Raw genomic sequence first — 18,650 nt, 5'->3', positions numbered from 1 at the left:
CAAATCGGCTGTTAATGATGAATCGGGAGGCATGCTCCAAAAATGTTAGGCCCAGTTCTGGCGAATAAAGCCAGCTCGACCGGAGCCTTCGCTATAAGCATTGTAATGGGCTGCATTTTTCTTGTAAAAATCTTGATGGTAGTCTTCTGCAGGATAAAAAGGTTCTGCTGGTTCGATCTTCGTTACGATCGGACGGTCAAAGCGGCCGCTAGCTTGCAACTGCGCCTTTGATTTTTCCGCAATCGCTTTTTGTTCTTCACTATTGTAAAAAATTACTGGACGATAGGAATCACCACGGTCGGCAAACTGACCAAACGCATCCGTGGGGTCTGTCTGCTGCCAATAGATGGCAACCAATTCTTCATAAGAGATGACCTCAGGATCAAAGGTAATCTCAACTGCTTCGGTGTGACCGGTGGTTCCTGTCGTTACTTGTTGGTAGGTTGGGTTAGGCACATGGCCGCCAGTAAAGCCAGAAACCACTTTGAGGATGCCTGGCTGCGAGTCAAAAGGTTTCACCATGCACCAAAAACAACCGCCAGCAAAAATTGCCGTATCTTTCATAGGTATTCCTCCTTTGCTTCTATGGTATGCTTCTAGTAGAGAAAAACAAGAGATATGCTTGTAAGAAGGAAAAAAACAGAAAATGAGTTCTTTACGAGAAAACAAAATGAGAAAGAGAGGCACAACCAATGTTAGATAAATCAATTCCATATGCAGAAATCTGGATGAAGCGAGCGCACAAAAGTACACCGATCCAGCCTGTTCAATCCGATAACTATTCATTACGCAGCTACCAAACAGGAGACGAAAGGCATTGGGCACGGATTGAAACATCCGTCGGAGAGTTTGACAATGAGGCCGAGGCATTGGCGTATTTTGAAAAGGAATTTATGCCCGAGCAAGCACAGCTAGGACAACGAATGTTTTTTGCCCTTGATCAATCAGGTACACCGGTCGGTACGGCTACCGCTTGGAAAAAAGCCAAGCAAGACGGCACACCGGTTCCACTAGTCCATTGGGTAGCAGTAATGCCGCAAGCTCAACGTCAAGGAATCGCTCGCGGCTTGGTCACGCAAGTCGTTTCTGTCTTGGAGGCAGCCAACGAACCGATGTATCTTCATACGCAAACCTGGAGCCACGCAGCAATCACGCTCTATCAGCAGCTTGGTTTTGTGATCATTGCAACGGATATCAATGGGAATGAAAATCCAGAATATTCGCTGGCTTGTCAAGTATTGGCAGAAGTTGCTCAAAAAGCCAGAAACGAGTAAGGGATGGCGGCGGCAAAAAATCCGTTAATTTTTCGTAAAACTCTTGCGTAAAAGGCGGCAGGTGTCGAATTTAAGTCTGTAAAAATTCTCCTTTTTCAAGTATAATACCAAAGGAGTATGAGGAAGGATGGGCGAGATGGCACAGCTTTTTTTTAAATATGGCGCAATGAATAGTGGGAAAACGATCGAGATATTGAAAGTTGCTCACAACTATGAAGAACAAGACAAACCAGTCGTGATCATGACAAGTGGATTGGACACGAGAAGCGGTGTGGGAAATGTTTCAAGTCGCATCGGCTTAGAACGAGACGCGATCCCGATTTTTGATGAAACGGATCTGTTCCATTTGATCAAAGACCTCGGTTACAAACCTTATTGTATTTTGATCGACGAAGCACAGTTCCTAAAGAAGCATCATGTGCTGGCTTTCACCAAAATCGTGGACGAGTTAGGTATCCCTGTGATGGCCTTTGGTTTGAAAAATGATTTCCGCAATGAATTATTTGAAGGCTCAAAATACTTGTTGCTTTACGCAGATAAAATCGAAGAGATGAAAACCATCTGCTGGTTCTGTCATAAAAAAGCAACCATGAACTTGCACTATATCGACGGAAAACCCGTTTACGAGGGCGACCAAGTACAAATCGGCGGTAACGAAGCGTATTATCCTGTTTGCCGCAAACATTACTTTCACCCGGGAATGAAAAAAGAAGGAGAATAATCAATGTACGATCAGTTACAAGCAATCGAAGACCGTTACGAAGAATTAGGCGAATTACTTAGTGATCCAGCCGTGATCTCTGACACCAAACGCTTCATGCAGCTTTCAAAAGAAGAAGCTAATACACGGGAAACGGTGGAAGTCTACCGTCGTTACAAAGAAGTCGTTGAGGGAATCAAGGATACCGAAGAAATGCTTGGGGAAAACCTTGATGCGGAAATGGCAGAGATGGCCAAAGAAGAACTCTCTGACTTGAAAAAAGAAAAAGACGTTTTAGAAGAACGCATCAAAATCTTGTTATTGCCAAAAGATCCGAATGATGACAAAAACATCATCATGGAGATCCGTGGTGCAGCAGGCGGCGATGAAGCAGCCTTATTTGCTGGCGATCTTTTCAATATGTATCAAAAATATGCGGAAAACCAAGGCTGGAAAGTCGAAATCATGGATGCCAACGTCACTGGGATCGGTGGGTACAAAGAAGTCATCATGATGATCACTGGCGACAACGTCTTTTCAAAATTGAAATACGAGAGCGGCGCCCACCGAGTGCAGCGGGTACCGTCTACCGAATCACAAGGCCGAATCCATACGTCTACGGCAACGGTCGTGGTTATGCCCGAAGCTGAAGAAGTCGAAATCGATATCGCAGACAAAGATATTCGGACCGATATTTACCATGCCTCTGGTGCTGGTGGTCAGCACGTCAACAAAACAGCTTCTGCTGTTCGTCTGACGCACTTGCCAACAGGGATCGCTGTTGCGATGCAAGATGAGCGTTCACAGCTGAAAAACCGTGAGAAAGCGATGAAAGTCTTGCGGGCACGGGTCTATGACCAAATGCAGCAAGAAGCACAAAGCGAATACGACGCAAACCGTAAATCAGCAGTGGGTACCGGCGATCGTTCTGAACGGATTCGCACCTATAACTTCCCGCAAAACCGCGTAACAGATCACCGTATCGGGTTGACTATTCAAAAATTGGATCAAATTTTAGCTGGAAAACTCGATGAAATTGTTGATGCACTGATCGTTTACGATCAAACATCAAAATTAGATGAGATGCAAAATGGCTAAAACCTATCGAGAAGTCCTTTCACGGGCTTCTTCTTTTTTAGAAACGAAAGGGCTGGACGGGTATGCGATCCAATACCTGTTTTTACAGCGAAAAAACTGGCAGCAACTCGATTGGCTGCTGCAGATGGACCAACCCATCTTAAGGGAAGATGAGGCACAGATCGCAGCAGATCTTGAGCAGCTGCTGCAGCATGAACCACCGCAATATTTATTAGGGTATGAAGAATTTTATGGGCATCGCTTAAAAGTGACCCCTGCAACCTTGATCCCGCGTCCAGAAACCGAAGAGCTGGTGGAAAAGTGTTTGGCAAAATTACCAGCAGATCAGCCGCTGCGAGTCGTAGACATCGGCACAGGTACTGGAGCGATCGCCATTGCCTTAAAATTGGCACGTCCGCAGTGGGCCGTAAGTGCCGTGGATCTTTCAGCAGAGGCATTAGCCGTTGCTAAAGAAAATGCGGCAGCCTTAGGCGCGGAGATTCGCTTTTTCCAAGGAGATACCTTAGAGCCCGTGGCAGATCAGCAATGGGATCTGATCGTTTCCAACCCACCGTATATCAGCGCTGAAGAGTGGCCGCTGATGGATATCAGCGTAAGAGAAAAAGAGCCTAAAATGGCGCTTTTTGCACAAGAACAAGGATTGGCGATCTATAAGCAATTGGCACAGCAAGCACCGAATTGTTTGGCGCCTAACGGGCAAATGGCGCTAGAAATCGGCTTTCAGCAAGGATTAGCTGTTCAACAGCTTTTTGCAGCCGCTTTTCCCAACAAAGAAGTCACTGTAGTAAAAGATCTTGCGGGTCAAGACCGGATGGTGTTCGTCAGTCATCCACAAGATGTGGATAAATAAATTTTTTTTGCTACAGAAAAATTGCAAAAACCTTATGAAATGAACGACTTCTAAATAAACCGAGTTATAAACAGGGTTATCCACACTTGACAAACGACTTATCCACAAAATGTGGAAAAGAAACGAGAAAATGTTGATAAGTGTGGAAACTTCTCAAAAAAGGATGTGGATAAATTGTGGAAACAAAAATTTTTGATCAAACACAGTTGAACGAAGCCGCAGCTATTTTAGCTGAGGGGGGATTGGTGGCGTTCCCGACGGAAACCGTCTATGGACTAGGGGCTAGCGCGCTTTTGCCCACGGCTGTTGCGCAAGTATATCAAGTCAAAGGGCGACCTAGTGACAACCCTTTGATCGTTCATATTGCCGAACCAGAGCAGTTGGAACCGTTTGTGGATAACAAGCATCCTTTTGCTGATAAATTGATGGAAACTTTCTGGCCTGGGCCCTTAACCTTGATCTTTTCGATCAAAAAAGACAGTTTACCTAGCATTGTTACTGGCGGCTTATCCACAGCGGCTTTTCGGATGCCAAACAACACCAAGACGTTAGCGTTGATCAAACAAGCCCAACAGCCATTGGTTGGCCCTAGCGCGAATACTTCTGGTAAACCAAGCCCAACATCAGCTGCGCATGTTCAGCATGATCTGGCAGGCAAAATCGCTGGCATCTTGGATGATGGGGTGACGCAGATCGGTGTCGAATCAACGGTCTTAGATTTGAGTGACCCAACGGCGCCGCCGATCATCTTACGTCCTGGTGCGATCTCTAAAGAGCAGCTTGAAGCAGTTTTACAAACAAAAGTCCTCGTCGATCAGCACTTAGTAACAGAAAGTGAAGCACCCAAAGCGCCGGGCATGAAATACAAGCACTATGCACCGAATACCAACGTCATGATGGTCAATGACCAAGATTGGCCGGCAGCCATGGCTTGGGCAAAAGAACAGCAGTTTAAGGTAGGGGTTTTAGCTGGACCAACGATCGCCGAGCAAGTCCGCTTTGAAGCTGCAGCCATCTATTTATTTTTTGATGACAGTGTGGAAGCCGCGACAAAAGGGCTGTTTGCTGGTTTACGGGCGTTAGATGAATCGATTGCTGAGTTAGATGTCTTATTTGCACCCACGTTTCCAGAAAGCGGCTTAGGGGCTGCTTATATGAATCGGTTGAAAAAAGCTGCAAATCAAAGTTTCTTTCAAGAAAATTAGCAAAAAACCAGAATTCATTATAGGTAGCTTATGAAGAAATGTGATACAATGCTACCATTAAGGTAAAGGGGTGTTGTAAGCATGGATTATCAAACGTTTGATCCCGAATTGTGGCAAGCGATCGAAAAAGAAACGAATCGTCAACAAAACAATTTGGAATTGATTGCGTCTGAAAATATCGTTTCAGAAGGTGTAATGGCTGCGCAAGGTAGTATTTTGACAAATAAATACGCTGAGGGTTATCCAGGTCGTCGTTACTATGGCGGTTGTGAATTTGTTGATGTGGTAGAAAACTTAGCAATTGAACGGGCGAAAAGTATTTTCGGTGCGGCATATGCCAATGTTCAACCGCATTCTGGTTCTCAAGCCAACACAGCAGCTTATTTAGCGTTGATCGAAACAGGCGATACAGTATTAGGGATGGATCTTTCCGCAGGTGGTCATTTGACTCATGGCTCACCAGTGAATTTCAGCGGCAAGACCTATAATTTTGTTAGTTATGGTGTTGATCCTGCAACAGAAGTCATCGACTACAATGTCGTTCGTATTTTGGCGCGTAAGCATCAACCGAAACTGATCGTTGCTGGTGCCAGTGCTTACTCACGTACGATCGATTTTGCGAAGTTCCGTGAAATCGCTGATGAAGTTGGCGCAAAATTGATGGTGGATATGGCGCATATCGCTGGTTTAGTAGCGGCTGGTCTTCATCCAAACCCAGTTCCTTATGCGGACATCACGACTTCTACGACCCATAAAACATTACGCGGCCCTCGAGGCGGCTTGATTTTAACAAATGATGAAGACTTAGCGAAAAAAATCAATAGTGCCGTTTTCCCTGGTATCCAAGGCGGCCCATTAGAGCACGTGATCGCAGCGAAAGCTGTTGCTTTTAAAGAAGCACAAGATGAGTCGTTCAAAGAGTACTCTGAGCAAGTCATCCGCAATGCACAAGCAATGGCGAAAGTCTTCAACCAAGCACCACAAGCCCGCTTGGTCTCTGGTGCAACAGACAATCACCTATTATTGATCGATGTGCGCGGCTTTGATTTGAACGGCAAAGAAGCAGAAGCTTTGCTGGATCAAGTCAATATCACCGTCAATAAAAACTCGATTCCTTTCGAATCATTAAGTCCTTTCAAAACGAGTGGGATTCGCGTGGGGACACCAGCGATCACTAGTCGTGGCTTTAAAGAAGAAGATTGTGTCGAAGTGGCGAAATTGATCGTCAAAGTTTTAGAAAAACCAAATGATGAAGCCGTTTTGGCAGAAGTCACGGCGCAAGTCAAAGAATTGACGGACAACTATCCACTTTATAAAAATAAATAAAAGGGGACTGTGACAGAAGTTAAGGTCAGACAAGACGTCTCACGCGTTTTTCCTGCGCTATAGCTCTTTGATCACCGAAAGTGAAAAAGGGGCTAGAATAAACGCAGAGGCGCTTCTCATGCCGTCTTGTCTCCTTCCTTCTAACGCAATCCTTTTTTTGAGGAAAAGCAGTATTGCCTGTGGCAGATGGTTGTAACAAGAGCCGATTTGCTTTAAAATAAGAGAAAAACCAAAGGAGATTTTTTTAAATGGGTAAATTTCAAGTAATCGATCACCCGCTGATCCAACACAAATTAACAATGATCCGCGACAAGAACTGTGGAACAAAGGTTTTCCGTGAAGTTGTTAATGAAATCGCAATGTTGATGGCGTATGAAGTGTCTCGCGACATGCCGCTTGAAGATCTAGTGATTGAAACACCAATTGAAGAATCAACACAAAAAACACTATCTGGTAAAAAGGTAGCGATCATTCCGATCCTGCGCGCAGGTCTAGGCATGGTTGATGGTATCCTTGAATTGATCCCAGCCGCAAAAGTTGGTCATATCGGGATGTACCGTGATGAAGAAACGCTAGAACCACACGAATACTTCGTAAAATTACCTGAAGACATCGATGAACGTCAATTATTTATCGTTGACCCAATGTTAGCTACGGGCGGTTCAGCGATCATGGCGATCGACGCACTGAAAAAACGCGGCGCTTCAAACATGAAATTCGTCTGCTTAGTTGCTGCACCAGAAGGCGTGAAAGCATTGCAAGATGCCCATCCAGATGTTGACATCTATACTGCAAATCTTGATGAACGCCTAAATGAACACGGCTATATCGTTCCTGGTTTGGGCGATGCCGGTGACCGTCTATTCGGTACAAAATAAATCAATACAAATAAGACAAAGGCAACTGAAGTTTTGCCTCGTCAATGATGCCATGGAAGAAGATCGACAGCCAAAACGGTTCGATCGGTTATCCATGGCTTTTTTTAGCTTTTCATAAAATCAGACCATGAAAAAAGGAGAAAATCAACTGATTTTCTCCTTACATAAACGGGTTATAGTTTGGTTAATTGTTTGTAATTGATGATCAATACACCATTACTTTGCGAAACTAATTTCTGGTTTTCTGGGGTTTCGTTCAGCTCGACCACCGCAGAGTTTTTCAACTGCTTTGTGATGGTACCAGTTTGTTTCTTCCCATGGAACGTGAACATGACAGGAGTAGCGACCTCAAACGTTGAACCTTCTTGTGACGGGACAATTGTTGTTTCGAATTTACCAAATGTTGCCATGTAAAAACCTCCTTGATACTTCTATTATATCACAATTTTCGGAAAATTTCAGTAAGTAGATTTTTTTCAGCAGACCTCTTTACAAAACAACCGTTTTTGCATATAATTTTCTTTGTGCCATACAACGCCAGCTTAGCTCAGTTGGTAGAGCAACGCACTCGTAACGCGTAGGTCACAGGTTCGAATCCTGCAGCTGGCATAAGAAATGAAAAACCATGAATCTTCTTTTAGAGGATTCATGGTTTTTCTTTTGCATGCGATAAGTAATCTCAATTTTTCTTGGTTTACCCGGTAACTGTTTTTATTCGCCCATTAGCATTACATGGCATGTCCTATTTCGCACACGATTTTGATCGAAATCAACAAAATAGATATAGCCTACGGAACCGATCTCTAGCTTGCCGTTACTTAAAATAAAGCTTTCGCTTGCACCGAAAAAACTCGAGCGAATATGTGCATCGCCGTTTAAAATCGTTGCTGGATCTGTTGGGTAGTTTGGATCGTCCAGACTCATCAAAAATTCTAAATGCTTTGGTCCAGGATAACGGTAATCGGTATTTTCTGATAACTCACGAGGAATAATCTTATCGAGAATTCGGTTTAAATCAACTTGAAGAAATTCATCTCCGTTAAAGTCTGTATCATGCATGTATTCTTCAAAGATAACCGAACAGGTCGTATGAGGAGACTGTACGAGACAGATTCCATTTGAAATTCCACTTTTTTCAACCATCGTTTTCACTTCTTCTGTGATGTTGTGGTAAGACACTCGATTCCCGTTAGAAGTTAACGTCAGTTGCTCTTTTACAAATTTCACAGTGTTAATCCTCCTTTTTATACTTCACCGCTTGTTTGATCATTTCTGTAAGGGTTTGAACTGGATCTTCTGCTTGCACAATGCCGCTTGTCCCACCAGTGCCATCAGCCCCTGACGACAAAGCTTTTTCAACATCGACAGCACTAGATATACCAGCTGCCTGCAGAATTAGGATTTCTGGATCAATTTCACGAACAACACGATTTGTTTCCATCATGTATTGAAGATCACTGGTTTGTCCTGTTCCAATTAGTTCTGTTGGCTCGCAAACCATCACATCGGGTTTTAGGGAAGCTGCGGCTCTTGCTTCAGTCAATGAATTCGCACAAACAATTGTTAAAATTCCCAATTCATTTGAGCGTTGCATCGCTTTAGTCAGTTCTTGCAATGTCATGGGGTGTTCAGCATGGTTTAAAAAGGTAGCTTCAGCACCGGCTTCTGCCACTGCTTCGGGTAAAACATAACCCATTCCTCGACCGATTTCGATTCCGTCTAAATGTTGAACAGTGATGAATAAATGTGTTGTTGCCTGTTTAATTAGAGAAACGTCTGCTTGCTGCACAGTAAATAGAATGTCGATGTCATATAAAGACGACAACTCATCAGCAGCTTTTGCCAATGCCAATGCTTGTTTTCCATAAAGATAGGCTTTGGGATTGACGACAAAGAATGGCGTTCTTAAAGTTCTTTTTTTCATTAGCTTTCTCCTTCACGATAAGATTTGGTATGAAAGACTTTAAAATAGTGCTCGAGTGTCTTGGACATTCCATTGCTTGCTGAGTGAAGTAGATCGAAATAGTCATTTGGTTGATTTTTGTGAATTTCATTCATAGCAGCAGTGATGAAGTCCGTAAAAATATTTATTTTACGGATACCTTCTAAGGCACATTTTTCAAGGTTTTCATCGCCAGAAGAGGATCCGCCATGCAGAACAAGAGGAACATTGACGGCATGGTGTATTTCATTTAAAACGTCAAAATTTATTTTGGGTATCCCTTGATAATGTCCGTGAGAGGTGCCAATAGAAACTGCCAACGAATCAACACCGGTTAATTTGGCAAATGCAACAGCCTCAGAAGGTTCTGTGTAAATAGATTGACTATTTAGGGCTGATTCCAGACTGTTTTCCGACCCAACGTGCCCGATTTCCGCTTCAACAACGACACCATTTTTATGAGCGTAATCGGCGATCTCCTTTGACCGACGGACATTTTCTTCGAATGACTCCTCAGAAGCGTCGATCATTACGGAAGTAAAACCTAAATGAATGGCTCTTTTGATGACCTCTTCATCGGTACCGTGATCTAGGTGCAGAGCGATAGGTGTAGTGCTTTTTTTTGCTAAAAATTTTCCAATCATGGCAGCCTCTTCTAAAGTCAACATGTTCATATGGGATTGAGCGAAGGCCAATATCAAAGGTTTGTTCAAACTTTCAGCAGTTTCCGCGTATGTTCTTGCACTAGTTAAGTCGAAAAAATTTGCTGCGGGTAATGCATAGTTGTGTTTTTCTGCATGTGCGAATAGTTCTTTTGTTGTGACCAACATAGGGCATTCTCCTTACTCTTTGATTTTCTTTTCGATTTTCGCGTACATCTCTTCTGTACCAATCCCTGTTAAGAGCGGTAGCCCCATAATTACACGATCTTTGATTGAGTCTGGAACAACCGTTGTACTCACCACGATGTCATAGTTATCAATTTTATTCATCTCATCTGCCACTTTGGATTGATACAGTTTCACTTGATCAGTTAATCCTTTTTCTTTCAGCCATTCTTTTACCTTATTTGTTACAATTGTTGAAGTTGCAACACCTGTACCACACATAATCAGTAATTTTTTCATTATCATTTCCTCCTATTATTTCGATGTTTGTTTCTTGGGACGAATTTTATTTACATAAATCAATCCAAACAAAACAGAGATGCCAATTATGGCTAAACCGCCCCAGCTTAATATTTTGGTTAAGCCGACATAAAGGAATGTGGTCCATAAACCACCTTCAGCCATAGCAGTGATCATAGAGTTTCCTTGTAGATCAAAGTTTGCGGATCGAGCAGCAGTAGTGACAAGCGGTGCTGCCCACGAAGTAATATATAGAATGCTTACCATATAAATCGTTCCAGCAATTACTGTTCGAATGATGTTTCCTCCAAAAACAGCAGCCATCAAGCAAATCAGAAAGGGAATAGTTGCTAAATCACCAAAAGGCAAGGTCGTATTGCCAGGTAGAACTACGGCTAACAAAATAGTGATCGGAACTAAAAGCAATGAGGAAGAAAGGACAGCTGGATGACCAACCGATAATGCTGCATCCATACCGATGTAAAGCTCTCTTCCAGGAAACCGTTTTTTGACGAATTCATTTGCAGATTCAGAAATAGGCGTTAGACCTTCCATCAGTAAAGCCACCATTTTGGGCATCAAAACCATCACAGCGCCTGTTTGGACGGCTAATTGGCCGACACCTGCTGTGTCATATCCGGCAAGTATTCCCATGATAAGACCAATCAAAAAGCCCATAACAGTAGAGTCGCCAAAGACACCAAATTTTTTCTGAATGGTTTCTGGATCTGCTTTCCAATCTTTTAGTCCTGGAATACGATCAAAGAGCCAATTCATAGGTAGTGCAAAGATGAATCCTGGTGCGGCGGTACCATGAGGAAAAGTAATATTAGGAAATCCGTAGAACTTATTAATGATCGGACCTAAAATATCTCCCATTAAAAGAATCATCATCAAATAGATGACGGTCGCCGCGATTCCCATTGCAAAATCTCCAGTGAGGGCATAAATCAGAGAAGAGATGAAGGCTGCGTGCCAAATATTCCAAATATCTACATTCAATACTTTAGTCAGCCCTAAAATGATGAGTAGAACATTTAGGACCACACCAATCGGAATCGCAAGACTTCCTAAAATCGTCCCGTAAGAAATTGCCGCTGCGGCAGGCCATCCGACATCAATCGTTGTCAAATTTAATCCTAAACGTTCAACCATATGTTGTGCTGCGGGACCCAAACTGCTGCTTAGAAGGTCAATCACCAAATTCAATCCAACAAACCCAACACCAACAGTTAAGGCTGAAGTAAAGGCTTTGCTAGGTTTTGTCCCCAAAATTATTCCAAAAATAAAAATTAAAATCGGCAAAACAACGATTGAACCTAGATCAACGAACCACTGTAATGCATTTAACATAATTGTTCCTCCTTTTTATTGCAGTCCATTTTTTTCAATAATCGAAAGATACGCTTCTTTAGTCGTTACTGAGGATAGGGCTTCCAAAACCCCGGGTGTTTGAAACATAGAGATAAGATTTTGCAGCATACCCAATTGCTCATGTGGTTCCTTCAGTGCAAGCATGAACAACAGGGATACATCGATTTTCTTTTCTTGTGAACCCATTTCAATAAATGAAAGGGGAGAGGCAAGTGACATAAAAGCGACTTGGGATCGTAAAACAAATTTGCTGTCCGTGTGTGGGATCGCTACCCCAATGCCGTTAATTTTTAAACCTGTAGGAAAGGTTTCTTCTCGCTGTACGATATTTTGATAGAACTGATCATTTACACAATGAGTTTTGATGAGTTCGTCTGCTAATAGTCGAAAAGCTTCCTCTTTTGTTTTAGAATCTTTTTCAAGTAACACGATTTGGTGATCAAAAAACATGATCAATTTCCTCCTCTTAACAATCTTTGATACAGTTCTTCTTGCGTTTGACTATTAACGATCCATTGAATTTCTTCGGCTGAGTTAAACAATCCGTAAATCGAAGCGATCAACTCTTTTGCCTCGATCATGTTTTCTTCAGCAATCGCAAGCAAAACAATTAGTTGGATTTTTGTGTCTCCCCAAGTAATTGGCGCATCGAGGGTGAGAAAAGCAAGTTTTGTTTCTTTCACTGTATGTGGATCAGCATGTGGAATGGCTACTCCCGTCTTTAAGCCAGTGCTTCCTAGTTCCTCTCGTTCAAATAGAGAAGGCTTAAATTTTGTTGTAACAAGCTTTTTTTTCAGATAATCATCTGCTAAAAAATCTAGTACATCTTTTTTTGTTCGAAACTTTTTTTTGACAAAAAGGAAAGTAGGATCTAAATATTTTTGTAATAAAGTCGTTTTCTGGTATTTTTTTGAGTAAAAATTTTTCTCATTCTCATTAAGATTAGATATCTTTGCAGAGATTCTTCCTATTTCTTCGGTAGTAGGAAGCGGCGAAATATAAATAACTGGCGGTGCTGTAATGTCCAATGGAATAGTTGATATGATCAGATCAACAGTCTCAAGAGATGTACTGGCCAGTTTACTTAAAGGAATGATCTCCAATACGGTATCAGCAGCGATCGTCTGTTTGATACGGTTAAAAATCAACTCCGATGTAGCAAAACCTGATTGGCAAACAATTAGTATATGGTTAGTAATTTTTATCTTTTCAAAGGCTAACTGAAAATGGATCGTCAGAAAAGAAACTTCGTCTTCTGTTAATAAGATTTGAAATCGCTCCTCTAAATCTCCAATTGCATATTTGGTCAATGTATACATTGTTGAGTATTGTTTTTTGATACTTTTTATCAGTGGGTTTTTCAATAAAATGCCTGTCTTTGATCGATGGATCATGGGAACGATATGAGCCAATAATGTTTGCAGTAATAATTTATCTTGTGTCAGATCTGCGTTTAACATATGTGACATTTTTTGAATAATTTGTTTCGTACAATTTGTGATAATAGATTCGTGAGGCTCATCCATTTGTCCAAAAGGTTCGATACCGTGTGCTAATAACAGGGAACATACATATTGAATATCTGTATCACTAAATTGAACAGGTAGTTGCTGTTGGATCATTTCAGAAAAATCGACCGCGATCATATAGAATTTCATTCGTCTAAGTTCGTCAAATACTAGATGCTCTTGTTTTTCAATGTGTTTATCTATAAGAAGTCTTGAAAGAAAAATTCGCAATGAAAGCTTCAAGGATTCAATAGAATAATTATTGACTGGATGACCGATTGTTTGAGTCATATCTGAGACAAATTTCTTCGTTAAATCGAGTACCTTAGAGTCAAAGAGATTGCTCACTAAAAGATTTTCACTGGCTTTGGCGTCGGTATACTTCTCTAAAAAAGATTTGAATACGTTTTGAGTAGCAGATTCAACTGAGGTTAGCTTGAGTCCACTAGTAGTCATTTTTGTAGATACGTGATGGAATCGACAGAAAGCAACGATTTCATCAACATCTTTCTTTATTGACTGGTTGCTAATATAAAAATATTCAGAGAATTCCTGATAGTGCATTGGCTTTACTGAAAACAGATAGTTAGCGAAAATAAAGATTTTACGATAATTAGGTGAAAATAGTTCGAGTTTAGTCTCTTTTTTTGCTAACAATCGATAACCATTCTGTTTCGCTGATTCAGAACCAGATAAAAAGATTCCTTTTCTTGGTACTTTTTTGATAGCTAGTCCCGAATCTTTTAGTTTCTTTTCTAAAGTCGTTAAATTGTTATAAACCGTTTTTTGGGATACATTTAACTGCTTTTGAAAAAAAGATGCAGGGCGAAACTCCTTTTGTTCTAATAGCAATTGCAACAGTAGCTGTTCTCGATTACTTAAAATCATTGGTTCACCTCCGGAAGCGCTTCCTTAATTGTATTCTAGTGAAATTATATGGTGGCGTAAATAACATTTCATTACCACATTAATGTGGTAAATACGATTGTCGTATATCAATTTATATTTTGTAAAAAGTAGTCATTTGTTGCTATTTATTTGAAACGAAAACTAGGCGGGGATCTATCATGGAGTTAAAGTTGCTTTATTCTGTTACATAGAGCAAAGATTTATCAAAAATAAAGAAGAATACATAGAATAAGGTATTTGATTAATAAGAAGAATGGGCGAATTCAGCGATTATTTCGTTGTAATTCTAAACAATTTTGGATTGTTTTTAACCCTCTTTTCCCGAAAATCATTAAAGTTTCTAAATTTTTTGTGAATGCTCATGGACAATCCTTTCTTTTCTCCTCAATTATCACTATAATGGATAAAGATTCTACAGAAGAGAGTGTGGACATGGAAAATTCACGAATAAAAACGAACGATAATCGAATTGACTACGGTGTGATTCTACCCGTATTTTTATTATGTCTGATTGGTTTGGCGTCCCTGTATGTGGCGCTGACACACGATCCGAATAATCCGAATATGCTGCGAACGTTAGGGTTTCAAGCTTTATGGTATGTGTTAGGCGTTGTTGCCGTGATCGTTATCATGCAGATCAAATCAAAATGGCTCTGGAAATTGACGCCCTATATTTATGGAGCTGGGTTAGCCGTTATGTTGGCGCTACTGAAATTTTATGATCGGACGATGGAAGCATCGACAGGGTCGAAAAACTGGTTTAGTTTTGGTCCCTTTACCTTGCAGCCTTCAGAATTGATGAAGATCGCCTATATCATGATGTTGGCGTTGGTCGTCACGCAGCACAATGTCAAGCATCGGGAACGGGATCTGAAAACAGATGGGTTACTGATTGCAAAAATGTTAGCCGTCACGATCCCAGTCCTGATCCTGATCACCTTACAAAATGACTTTGGTACGATGTTGGTCTTTCTAGCGATTTTCGGTGGGGTCTTCTTGATGTCAGGAATCTCATGGCGAATCATCGTGCCAGTGATTGCGGCATTTGTGATTCTCGGCGGTGGAACGATTTTCTTAGTGACTACCGATGTTGGTCGCGAGTTTCTGTACAATACAGGAATCTTTAAAGAATACCAATTCGCCCGTATCGATTCGTGGCTAGATCCTTTTCATGATACCCAAGGGCAATCCTTCCAATTGGCGTATGCTCTGATGGCGATCGCCTCTGGTGGGATGTTCGGGAAAGGATTTAATGTCAGCGATGTGTATGTACCAGTCCGAGAATCCGATATGATTTTTTCGGTGATCGGTGAGAATTTTGGGTTTATTGGCAGCGCGTTTGTCATTTTATTGTATTTTATTTTGATCTATCGAATGATCCGCGTATGTTTCGATACCAACAATGAATTTTATGCCTACTTGGCAACTGGGATCATTATGATGATTCTCTTCCATGTGTTTGAAAACATTGGCGCAAACATCGGTCTCTTACCGTTGACGGGGATTCCACTGCCGTTTATCAGCCAAGGAGGATCTGCCCTATTAAGCAATATGATTGGGATCGGTTTGATTTTATCGATGCGCTATCAAGCTGAGACCGCACCAAAAACACTTTAAGGAGTTCACATGATTACATTTTATTGGTACCCAAAATGCAGTACATGCCGAAATGCGAAGCGTTGGTTAGAAGAGCACGAGATTCCCTTTGAAGCGATCGATATGGTAGCTACACCGCCTCAACCGGAACAATTGCTGGCTTGGATCCAATCAAGCGAAGCACCGTTAACCCGTTTCTTTAACACAAGCGGCATGAAATACCGTGAATTGCAATTAAAAGAAAAAGTGCCGACCATGACTGCCCAAGACGCAGCCGATGTGCTGGCAACCGATGGTATGTTGATCAAGCGCCCACTGCTGGTTAGCGGCGACCGCTTTTTGATTAATGGATTTAAAGAAAATGAATATGAAGGAGTCTTACTAGAATCATGGAAAAGAAATGCTTAAGAAAAAAAGATAATTTGTGGGTTTTGTTTAACGGGAAAGAATATTGTGTCGGTTTAACAAAAGAAGCGCAAGAAGAACTTGGTGCGGTCACGTTTGCTTCGATTCAAAAAGCAGGAACTGCTTTAAAACAAGGAGAGACCCTTGTTGAGCTGGAAGCGGAAAAAGCAGTCAGTGAATTTCCAAGTCCATTGACGGGCGTGATTTCTTCCGTAAATGAAAAAATCGATCAATCGATTGATACCTTAAATGATGAAGACGAAATGAACGCTTGGCTGGTCAGCTTCAAAGAGGTTGACCCAAGTCAATTTGAAGCCTTGTAAGTCAAATCTGTAAAAACGACTATTTTTTCAAAAAGAATTGACAGTCGGATAAGACGTTGCTATAATTTGCTCAATAAATGAATGCTTTGAAAAGAAGAGTACATGTTCTTAACGTACACAGAGAGCCCTGTTTGGTGCAAATGGGCAACGGAGAGAGGATGGAAGATGGTCTTTGAGCATGATAGGTGAGTGGAAACAAGCCTATCACGGGAGGCACCCGTTACAGTGCAGCAGTATGCGAAGCAATTCAAGTACTGAGCGAGGCTGTTGATGCGAATCGACAGTAAATCAAGGTGGTAACGCGGAAGTTGTGCTTTCGTCCTTTGTAACAGTATAATGTACAGAGGATGAAAGCTTTTTTTGTGTTTAACCAACCAAAGAGGAAAGATGGGAATAACATGGCATTAATCGAATTGTCGCATGTAAAAAAGTCATTCGGCAAAAAGCAAACGGCTGTCCACGCCGTCAATGATGTTTCACTGCAAGTGGAAAAAGGCGATATCTACGGAATCGTCGGTTACTCTGGTGCTGGGAAAAGTACATTAGTACGTTTGTTGAACGGCCTAGAATTGCCGACAGCAGGAGATGTAGTCATTAACGGTCAAAACATTTTGGCATTGAAAAACAAAGAATTGAGAAACTTCCGCAAAAAAATCGGCATGATTTTTCAGCACTTTAATCTTTTATGGTCTCGAACGGTGGCGGAAAACATTGAATTGCCATTGGAGTTGGCTGGCGTTGAAAAAGCAAAACGCCGTCAACGAGCGCAAGAGCTGATTAAATTAGTTGGGTTGGAAGGACGGGAGAATGCCTATCCGGCACAATTGTCTGGCGGACAAAAGCAAAGAGTCGGGATTGCTCGTGCATTAGCGAATGAACCAGAAATTTTGCTGTGTGATGAAGCAACGAGTGCGTTAGATCCACAAACAACAGAAGAAGTGTTGGATCTCTTGCTTTCCATCAATAAAAAATTGCATTTGACGATCGTCCTGATTACCCATGAAATGAACGTCATTCGCAAAATCTGCAATAAGGTCGCGGTGATGGAGCATGGGCAGATCGTGGAAGAAGGGTCAGTGCAATCGGTTTTCCGTAACCCACAGCAGGAAGTGACCAAACGTTTTGTTCAGCAAGATTTGGAGCCAGAAGAAGATGCTGAAGAATTACGGCAAGCCTTCCTACGAGAAAATCCGCAAGGGCATTTAGTGACCTTGACTTTTACACAAGACAACGCCAATGAACCAGTGATTTCACAAGCAATCCGTCGCTTCCAGATCGATGTCAATGTCGTTTACGGAAAGATCCAACAAACCAATGAGGGATCCTTTGGCGGCTTGACGGTTTTATTGACAGGTGAAGCAAGTGAGATCGAAAAAGCGATCGCCTTTTTCAAAGAGCAGCAAGTAGGCGTGGAGGTGATTGAACGTGGATAAGTCATTTGTAGAAACCTATTTTAATTTTGAAAAGGTCGACTGGGCCAATATGCAGCAAGCAACCCTAGACACCTTGTTTATGACTTTCTTCTCCATGGTTTTAGTGGTCGTGATCGGTTTACTTCTAGGATTGGCGCTTTATTCACTAGGGCGTAAACAAACAGCGGGAGCCAACATTTTCTATAACGTGGTTTCCATCATCAGTAACGCCTTTCGTTCAACGCCATTTATGATTTTGATGGTCTTGATCATTCCGTTTACAACATTATTAGTCGGTTCATTCCTAGGGGCAAAAGCAGCGATCCCAGCATTAGTTTTATCGGCGGCACCGTTTTATGCTCGGATGGTGGAAATTGCTTTTCGTGAAGTCAATCCTGGTGTGATTGAAGCAGCGGAAGCGATGGGTGCTAGTTACTGGGAGATCATCTACAAGATCGTGATTCCCGAAAGTGTTCCAGCATTGATTTCAGGACTGACGGTCACAACGATTTCAATGATTGGTTATACTGCTATGGCAGGCGCGATCGGTGCCGGCGGGCTAGGCGCTTTGGCTTGGCAAGAAGGATTTCAACGTGGAAATTACACTGTTACGCTTGTTGCAACAGTGATTATTTTAATTATCGTTTTCATTATCCAAGGAATCGGCGATTTCCTTGCGAAAGCCACCGATAAACGGTAAATGAAACGAAGAACAAAAAGTGG

21 protein-coding genes, 1 tRNA gene and 1 other annotated feature are annotated in these 18,650 nt (G+C 41.9%); of the genes, 13 read left to right on the top strand and 9 right to left on the bottom strand.

Annotated features, from left to right (window positions below):
• Window positions 1-45: 45 nt before the first annotated feature.
• The gene (msrA, locus tag IGI72_RS15905) at window positions 46-564 is read right to left on the bottom strand and encodes a peptide-methionine (S)-S-oxide reductase MsrA (RefSeq protein ID WP_016609916.1); all 519 of its coding nucleotides are present in this window, start codon (window positions 562-564) and stop codon (window positions 46-48) included.
• Between the two features lie 128 nt (window positions 565-692).
• Between msrA and IGI72_RS15900 the strand changes: the two genes are divergently transcribed.
• The 7 genes from IGI72_RS15900 to upp all read left to right on the top strand — a co-directional run bounded on the left by IGI72_RS15900 (window position 693) and on the right by upp (window position 7,331).
• The gene (locus IGI72_RS15900; protein WP_015510449.1) at window positions 693-1,274 is read left to right on the top strand and encodes a GNAT family N-acetyltransferase; all 582 of its coding nucleotides are present in this window, start codon (window positions 693-695) and stop codon (window positions 1,272-1,274) included.
• A gap of 136 nt (window positions 1,275-1,410) precedes the next feature.
• Entirely contained in the window at window positions 1,411-1,995 is a 585-nt protein-coding gene (locus tag IGI72_RS15895) for a thymidine kinase (protein WP_005227882.1), read from the top strand.
• Between the two features lie 3 nt (window positions 1,996-1,998).
• Window positions 1,999-3,072 carry a peptide chain release factor 1 gene (gene prfA, locus IGI72_RS15890; RefSeq protein ID WP_438754744.1) on the top strand — a complete coding sequence of 358 codons (1,074 nt, stop codon included), beginning with the start codon at window positions 1,999-2,001 and terminating at the stop codon, window positions 3,070-3,072.
• Complete coding sequence (gene prmC, locus IGI72_RS15885; protein ID WP_060791560.1) at window positions 3,065-3,922, top strand: peptide chain release factor N(5)-glutamine methyltransferase; 858 nt, start codon at window positions 3,065-3,067, stop codon at window positions 3,920-3,922. Before prfA ends, prmC begins: the two co-directional genes overlap by 8 nt.
• Before the next feature lie 176 nt (window positions 3,923-4,098).
• Window positions 4,099-5,127, top strand: coding sequence for an L-threonylcarbamoyladenylate synthase (locus IGI72_RS15880; protein WP_016609911.1), 1,029 nt, complete (start codon window positions 4,099-4,101; stop codon window positions 5,125-5,127).
• 81 nt (window positions 5,128-5,208) lie between these two features.
• A complete protein-coding gene (glyA, locus tag IGI72_RS15875) occupies window positions 5,209-6,453 on the top strand; it encodes a serine hydroxymethyltransferase (protein ID WP_005227890.1) in 1,245 nt (414 codons plus the stop codon).
• 248 nt (window positions 6,454-6,701) lie between these two features.
• Entirely contained in the window at window positions 6,702-7,331 is a 630-nt protein-coding gene (upp, locus tag IGI72_RS15870) for a uracil phosphoribosyltransferase (protein ID WP_005227894.1), read from the top strand.
• Between the two features lie 173 nt (window positions 7,332-7,504).
• On the opposite strand, the gene IGI72_RS15865 is transcribed toward upp, so the two are convergent.
• Window positions 7,505-7,741 (bottom strand): hypothetical protein, encoded by a 237-nt coding sequence (locus tag IGI72_RS15865; protein ID WP_005227896.1) that lies wholly within the window; start codon window positions 7,739-7,741, stop codon window positions 7,505-7,507.
• Between the two features lie 126 nt (window positions 7,742-7,867).
• Between IGI72_RS15865 and IGI72_RS15860 the strand changes: the two genes are divergently transcribed.
• A tRNA-Thr gene (locus IGI72_RS15860) sits at window positions 7,868-7,940 on the top strand.
• A 102-nt stretch (window positions 7,941-8,042) separates the two neighbouring features.
• Here the strand turns inward: IGI72_RS15860 and IGI72_RS15855 are convergent.
• The 7 genes from IGI72_RS15855 to IGI72_RS15825 are packed head-to-tail and all read right to left on the bottom strand — an operon-like array spanning window position 8,043 to window position 14,170.
• Complete coding sequence (locus tag IGI72_RS15855) at window positions 8,043-8,558, bottom strand: YjbQ family protein (RefSeq protein ID WP_074934066.1); 516 nt, start codon at window positions 8,556-8,558, stop codon at window positions 8,043-8,045.
• A gap of 4 nt (window positions 8,559-8,562) precedes the next feature.
• On the bottom strand, window positions 8,563-9,255 hold the full coding sequence (locus tag IGI72_RS15850; protein ID WP_438754743.1) for a triose-phosphate isomerase: 693 nt from the start codon (window positions 9,253-9,255) through the stop codon (window positions 8,563-8,565).
• A complete protein-coding gene (locus IGI72_RS15845) occupies window positions 9,255-10,103 on the bottom strand; it encodes a class II fructose-bisphosphate aldolase (RefSeq protein WP_159160653.1) in 849 nt (282 codons plus the stop codon). Before IGI72_RS15845 ends, IGI72_RS15850 begins: the two co-directional genes overlap by 1 nt.
• Before the next feature lie 12 nt (window positions 10,104-10,115).
• A complete protein-coding gene (locus IGI72_RS15840) occupies window positions 10,116-10,400 on the bottom strand; it encodes a PTS sugar transporter subunit IIB (RefSeq protein ID WP_123834473.1) in 285 nt (94 codons plus the stop codon).
• Between the two features lie 15 nt (window positions 10,401-10,415).
• Window positions 10,416-11,753 (bottom strand): PTS galactitol transporter subunit IIC, encoded by a 1,338-nt coding sequence (locus tag IGI72_RS15835; protein ID WP_074536139.1) that lies wholly within the window; start codon window positions 11,751-11,753, stop codon window positions 10,416-10,418.
• Window positions 11,754-11,768: 15 nt separating this feature from the next.
• Window positions 11,769-12,224, bottom strand: coding sequence for a PTS sugar transporter subunit IIA (locus IGI72_RS15830; RefSeq protein WP_005233600.1), 456 nt, complete (start codon window positions 12,222-12,224; stop codon window positions 11,769-11,771).
• Between the two features lie 2 nt (window positions 12,225-12,226).
• Window positions 12,227-14,170: a BglG family transcription antiterminator gene (locus IGI72_RS15825; protein ID WP_123834475.1), complete on the bottom strand. Its 1,944-nt coding sequence runs from the start codon at window positions 14,168-14,170 to the stop codon at window positions 12,227-12,229.
• A gap of 453 nt (window positions 14,171-14,623) precedes the next feature.
• Here IGI72_RS15825 and IGI72_RS15820 point away from each other — a divergent pair, with 453 nt between their 5' ends.
• From IGI72_RS15820 to IGI72_RS15800, 5 genes are all read left to right on the top strand, one after another.
• On the top strand, window positions 14,624-15,808 hold the full coding sequence (locus IGI72_RS15820; RefSeq protein WP_074934069.1) for an FtsW/RodA/SpoVE family cell cycle protein: 1,185 nt from the start codon (window positions 14,624-14,626) through the stop codon (window positions 15,806-15,808).
• Between the two features lie 9 nt (window positions 15,809-15,817).
• Complete coding sequence (locus tag IGI72_RS15815) at window positions 15,818-16,195, top strand: arsenate reductase family protein (RefSeq protein ID WP_010749085.1); 378 nt, start codon at window positions 15,818-15,820, stop codon at window positions 16,193-16,195.
• A complete protein-coding gene (locus tag IGI72_RS15810; protein ID WP_010749086.1) occupies window positions 16,177-16,515 on the top strand; it encodes a glycine cleavage system protein H in 339 nt (112 codons plus the stop codon). The genes IGI72_RS15815 and IGI72_RS15810 overlap by 19 nt, the downstream gene beginning before the upstream one ends.
• Window positions 16,516-16,592: 77 nt before the next feature.
• Window positions 16,593-16,842 (top strand) — a binding site (T-box leader).
• A 71-nt stretch (window positions 16,843-16,913) separates the two neighbouring features.
• Window positions 16,914-17,948, top strand: a complete 1,035-nt coding sequence (locus IGI72_RS15805) for a methionine ABC transporter ATP-binding protein (RefSeq protein WP_005227918.1) — start codon at window positions 16,914-16,916, stop codon at window positions 17,946-17,948.
• A complete protein-coding gene (locus IGI72_RS15800) occupies window positions 17,941-18,627 on the top strand; it encodes a methionine ABC transporter permease (RefSeq protein ID WP_005227919.1) in 687 nt (228 codons plus the stop codon). Before IGI72_RS15805 ends, IGI72_RS15800 begins: the two co-directional genes overlap by 8 nt.
• The last annotated feature ends 23 nt before the right edge of the window (window positions 18,628-18,650 follow it).

This window comes from Enterococcus sp. DIV1059_2, assembly GCF_051713685.1.
In the GTDB taxonomy this organism is placed as follows: domain Bacteria; phylum Bacillota; class Bacilli; order Lactobacillales; family Enterococcaceae; genus Enterococcus_D; species Enterococcus_D casseliflavus.
Note: the sequence above shows the minus strand (reverse complement) of the source record. Positions and strands in the feature narration are given on the sequence as shown.

What these genes read in the sequence shown, in the direction of transcription:
- prmC (WP_060791560.1), top strand. Translation starts at nt 3,065, where the DNA reads ATGGCTAAAACCTATCGAGAAGTCCTTTCACGGGCTTCTTCTTTTTTA.
- IGI72_RS15850 (WP_438754743.1), bottom strand. Translation starts at nt 9,255, where the DNA reads ATGAAAAAAAGAACTTTAAGAACGCCATTCTTTGTCGTCAATCCCAAA.
- IGI72_RS15865 (WP_005227896.1), bottom strand. Translation starts at nt 7,741, where the DNA reads ATGGCAACATTTGGTAAATTCGAAACAACAATTGTCCCGTCACAAGAA.
- glyA (WP_005227890.1), top strand. Translation starts at nt 5,209, where the DNA reads ATGGATTATCAAACGTTTGATCCCGAATTGTGGCAAGCGATCGAAAAA.
- msrA (WP_016609916.1), bottom strand. Translation starts at nt 564, where the DNA reads ATGAAAGATACGGCAATTTTTGCTGGCGGTTGTTTTTGGTGCATGGTG.
- IGI72_RS15820 (WP_074934069.1), top strand. Translation starts at nt 14,624, where the DNA reads ATGGAAAATTCACGAATAAAAACGAACGATAATCGAATTGACTACGGT.
- upp (WP_005227894.1), top strand. Translation starts at nt 6,702, where the DNA reads ATGGGTAAATTTCAAGTAATCGATCACCCGCTGATCCAACACAAATTA.
- IGI72_RS15840 (WP_123834473.1), bottom strand. Translation starts at nt 10,400, where the DNA reads ATGAAAAAATTACTGATTATGTGTGGTACAGGTGTTGCAACTTCAACA.
- IGI72_RS15810 (WP_010749086.1), top strand. Translation starts at nt 16,177, where the DNA reads ATGGAAAAGAAATGCTTAAGAAAAAAAGATAATTTGTGGGTTTTGTTT.
- IGI72_RS15900 (WP_015510449.1), top strand. Translation starts at nt 693, where the DNA reads ATGTTAGATAAATCAATTCCATATGCAGAAATCTGGATGAAGCGAGCG.
- IGI72_RS15830 (WP_005233600.1), bottom strand. Translation starts at nt 12,224, where the DNA reads ATGTTTTTTGATCACCAAATCGTGTTACTTGAAAAAGATTCTAAAACA.
- IGI72_RS15805 (WP_005227918.1), top strand. Translation starts at nt 16,914, where the DNA reads ATGGCATTAATCGAATTGTCGCATGTAAAAAAGTCATTCGGCAAAAAG.
- prfA (WP_438754744.1), top strand. Translation starts at nt 1,999, where the DNA reads ATGTACGATCAGTTACAAGCAATCGAAGACCGTTACGAAGAATTAGGC.
- IGI72_RS15895 (WP_005227882.1), top strand. Translation starts at nt 1,411, where the DNA reads ATGGCACAGCTTTTTTTTAAATATGGCGCAATGAATAGTGGGAAAACG.
- IGI72_RS15835 (WP_074536139.1), bottom strand. Translation starts at nt 11,753, where the DNA reads ATGTTAAATGCATTACAGTGGTTCGTTGATCTAGGTTCAATCGTTGTT.
- IGI72_RS15845 (WP_159160653.1), bottom strand. Translation starts at nt 10,103, where the DNA reads ATGTTGGTCACAACAAAAGAACTATTCGCACATGCAGAAAAACACAAC.
- IGI72_RS15815 (WP_010749085.1), top strand. Translation starts at nt 15,818, where the DNA reads ATGATTACATTTTATTGGTACCCAAAATGCAGTACATGCCGAAATGCG.
- IGI72_RS15825 (WP_123834475.1), bottom strand. Translation starts at nt 14,170, where the DNA reads ATGATTTTAAGTAATCGAGAACAGCTACTGTTGCAATTGCTATTAGAA.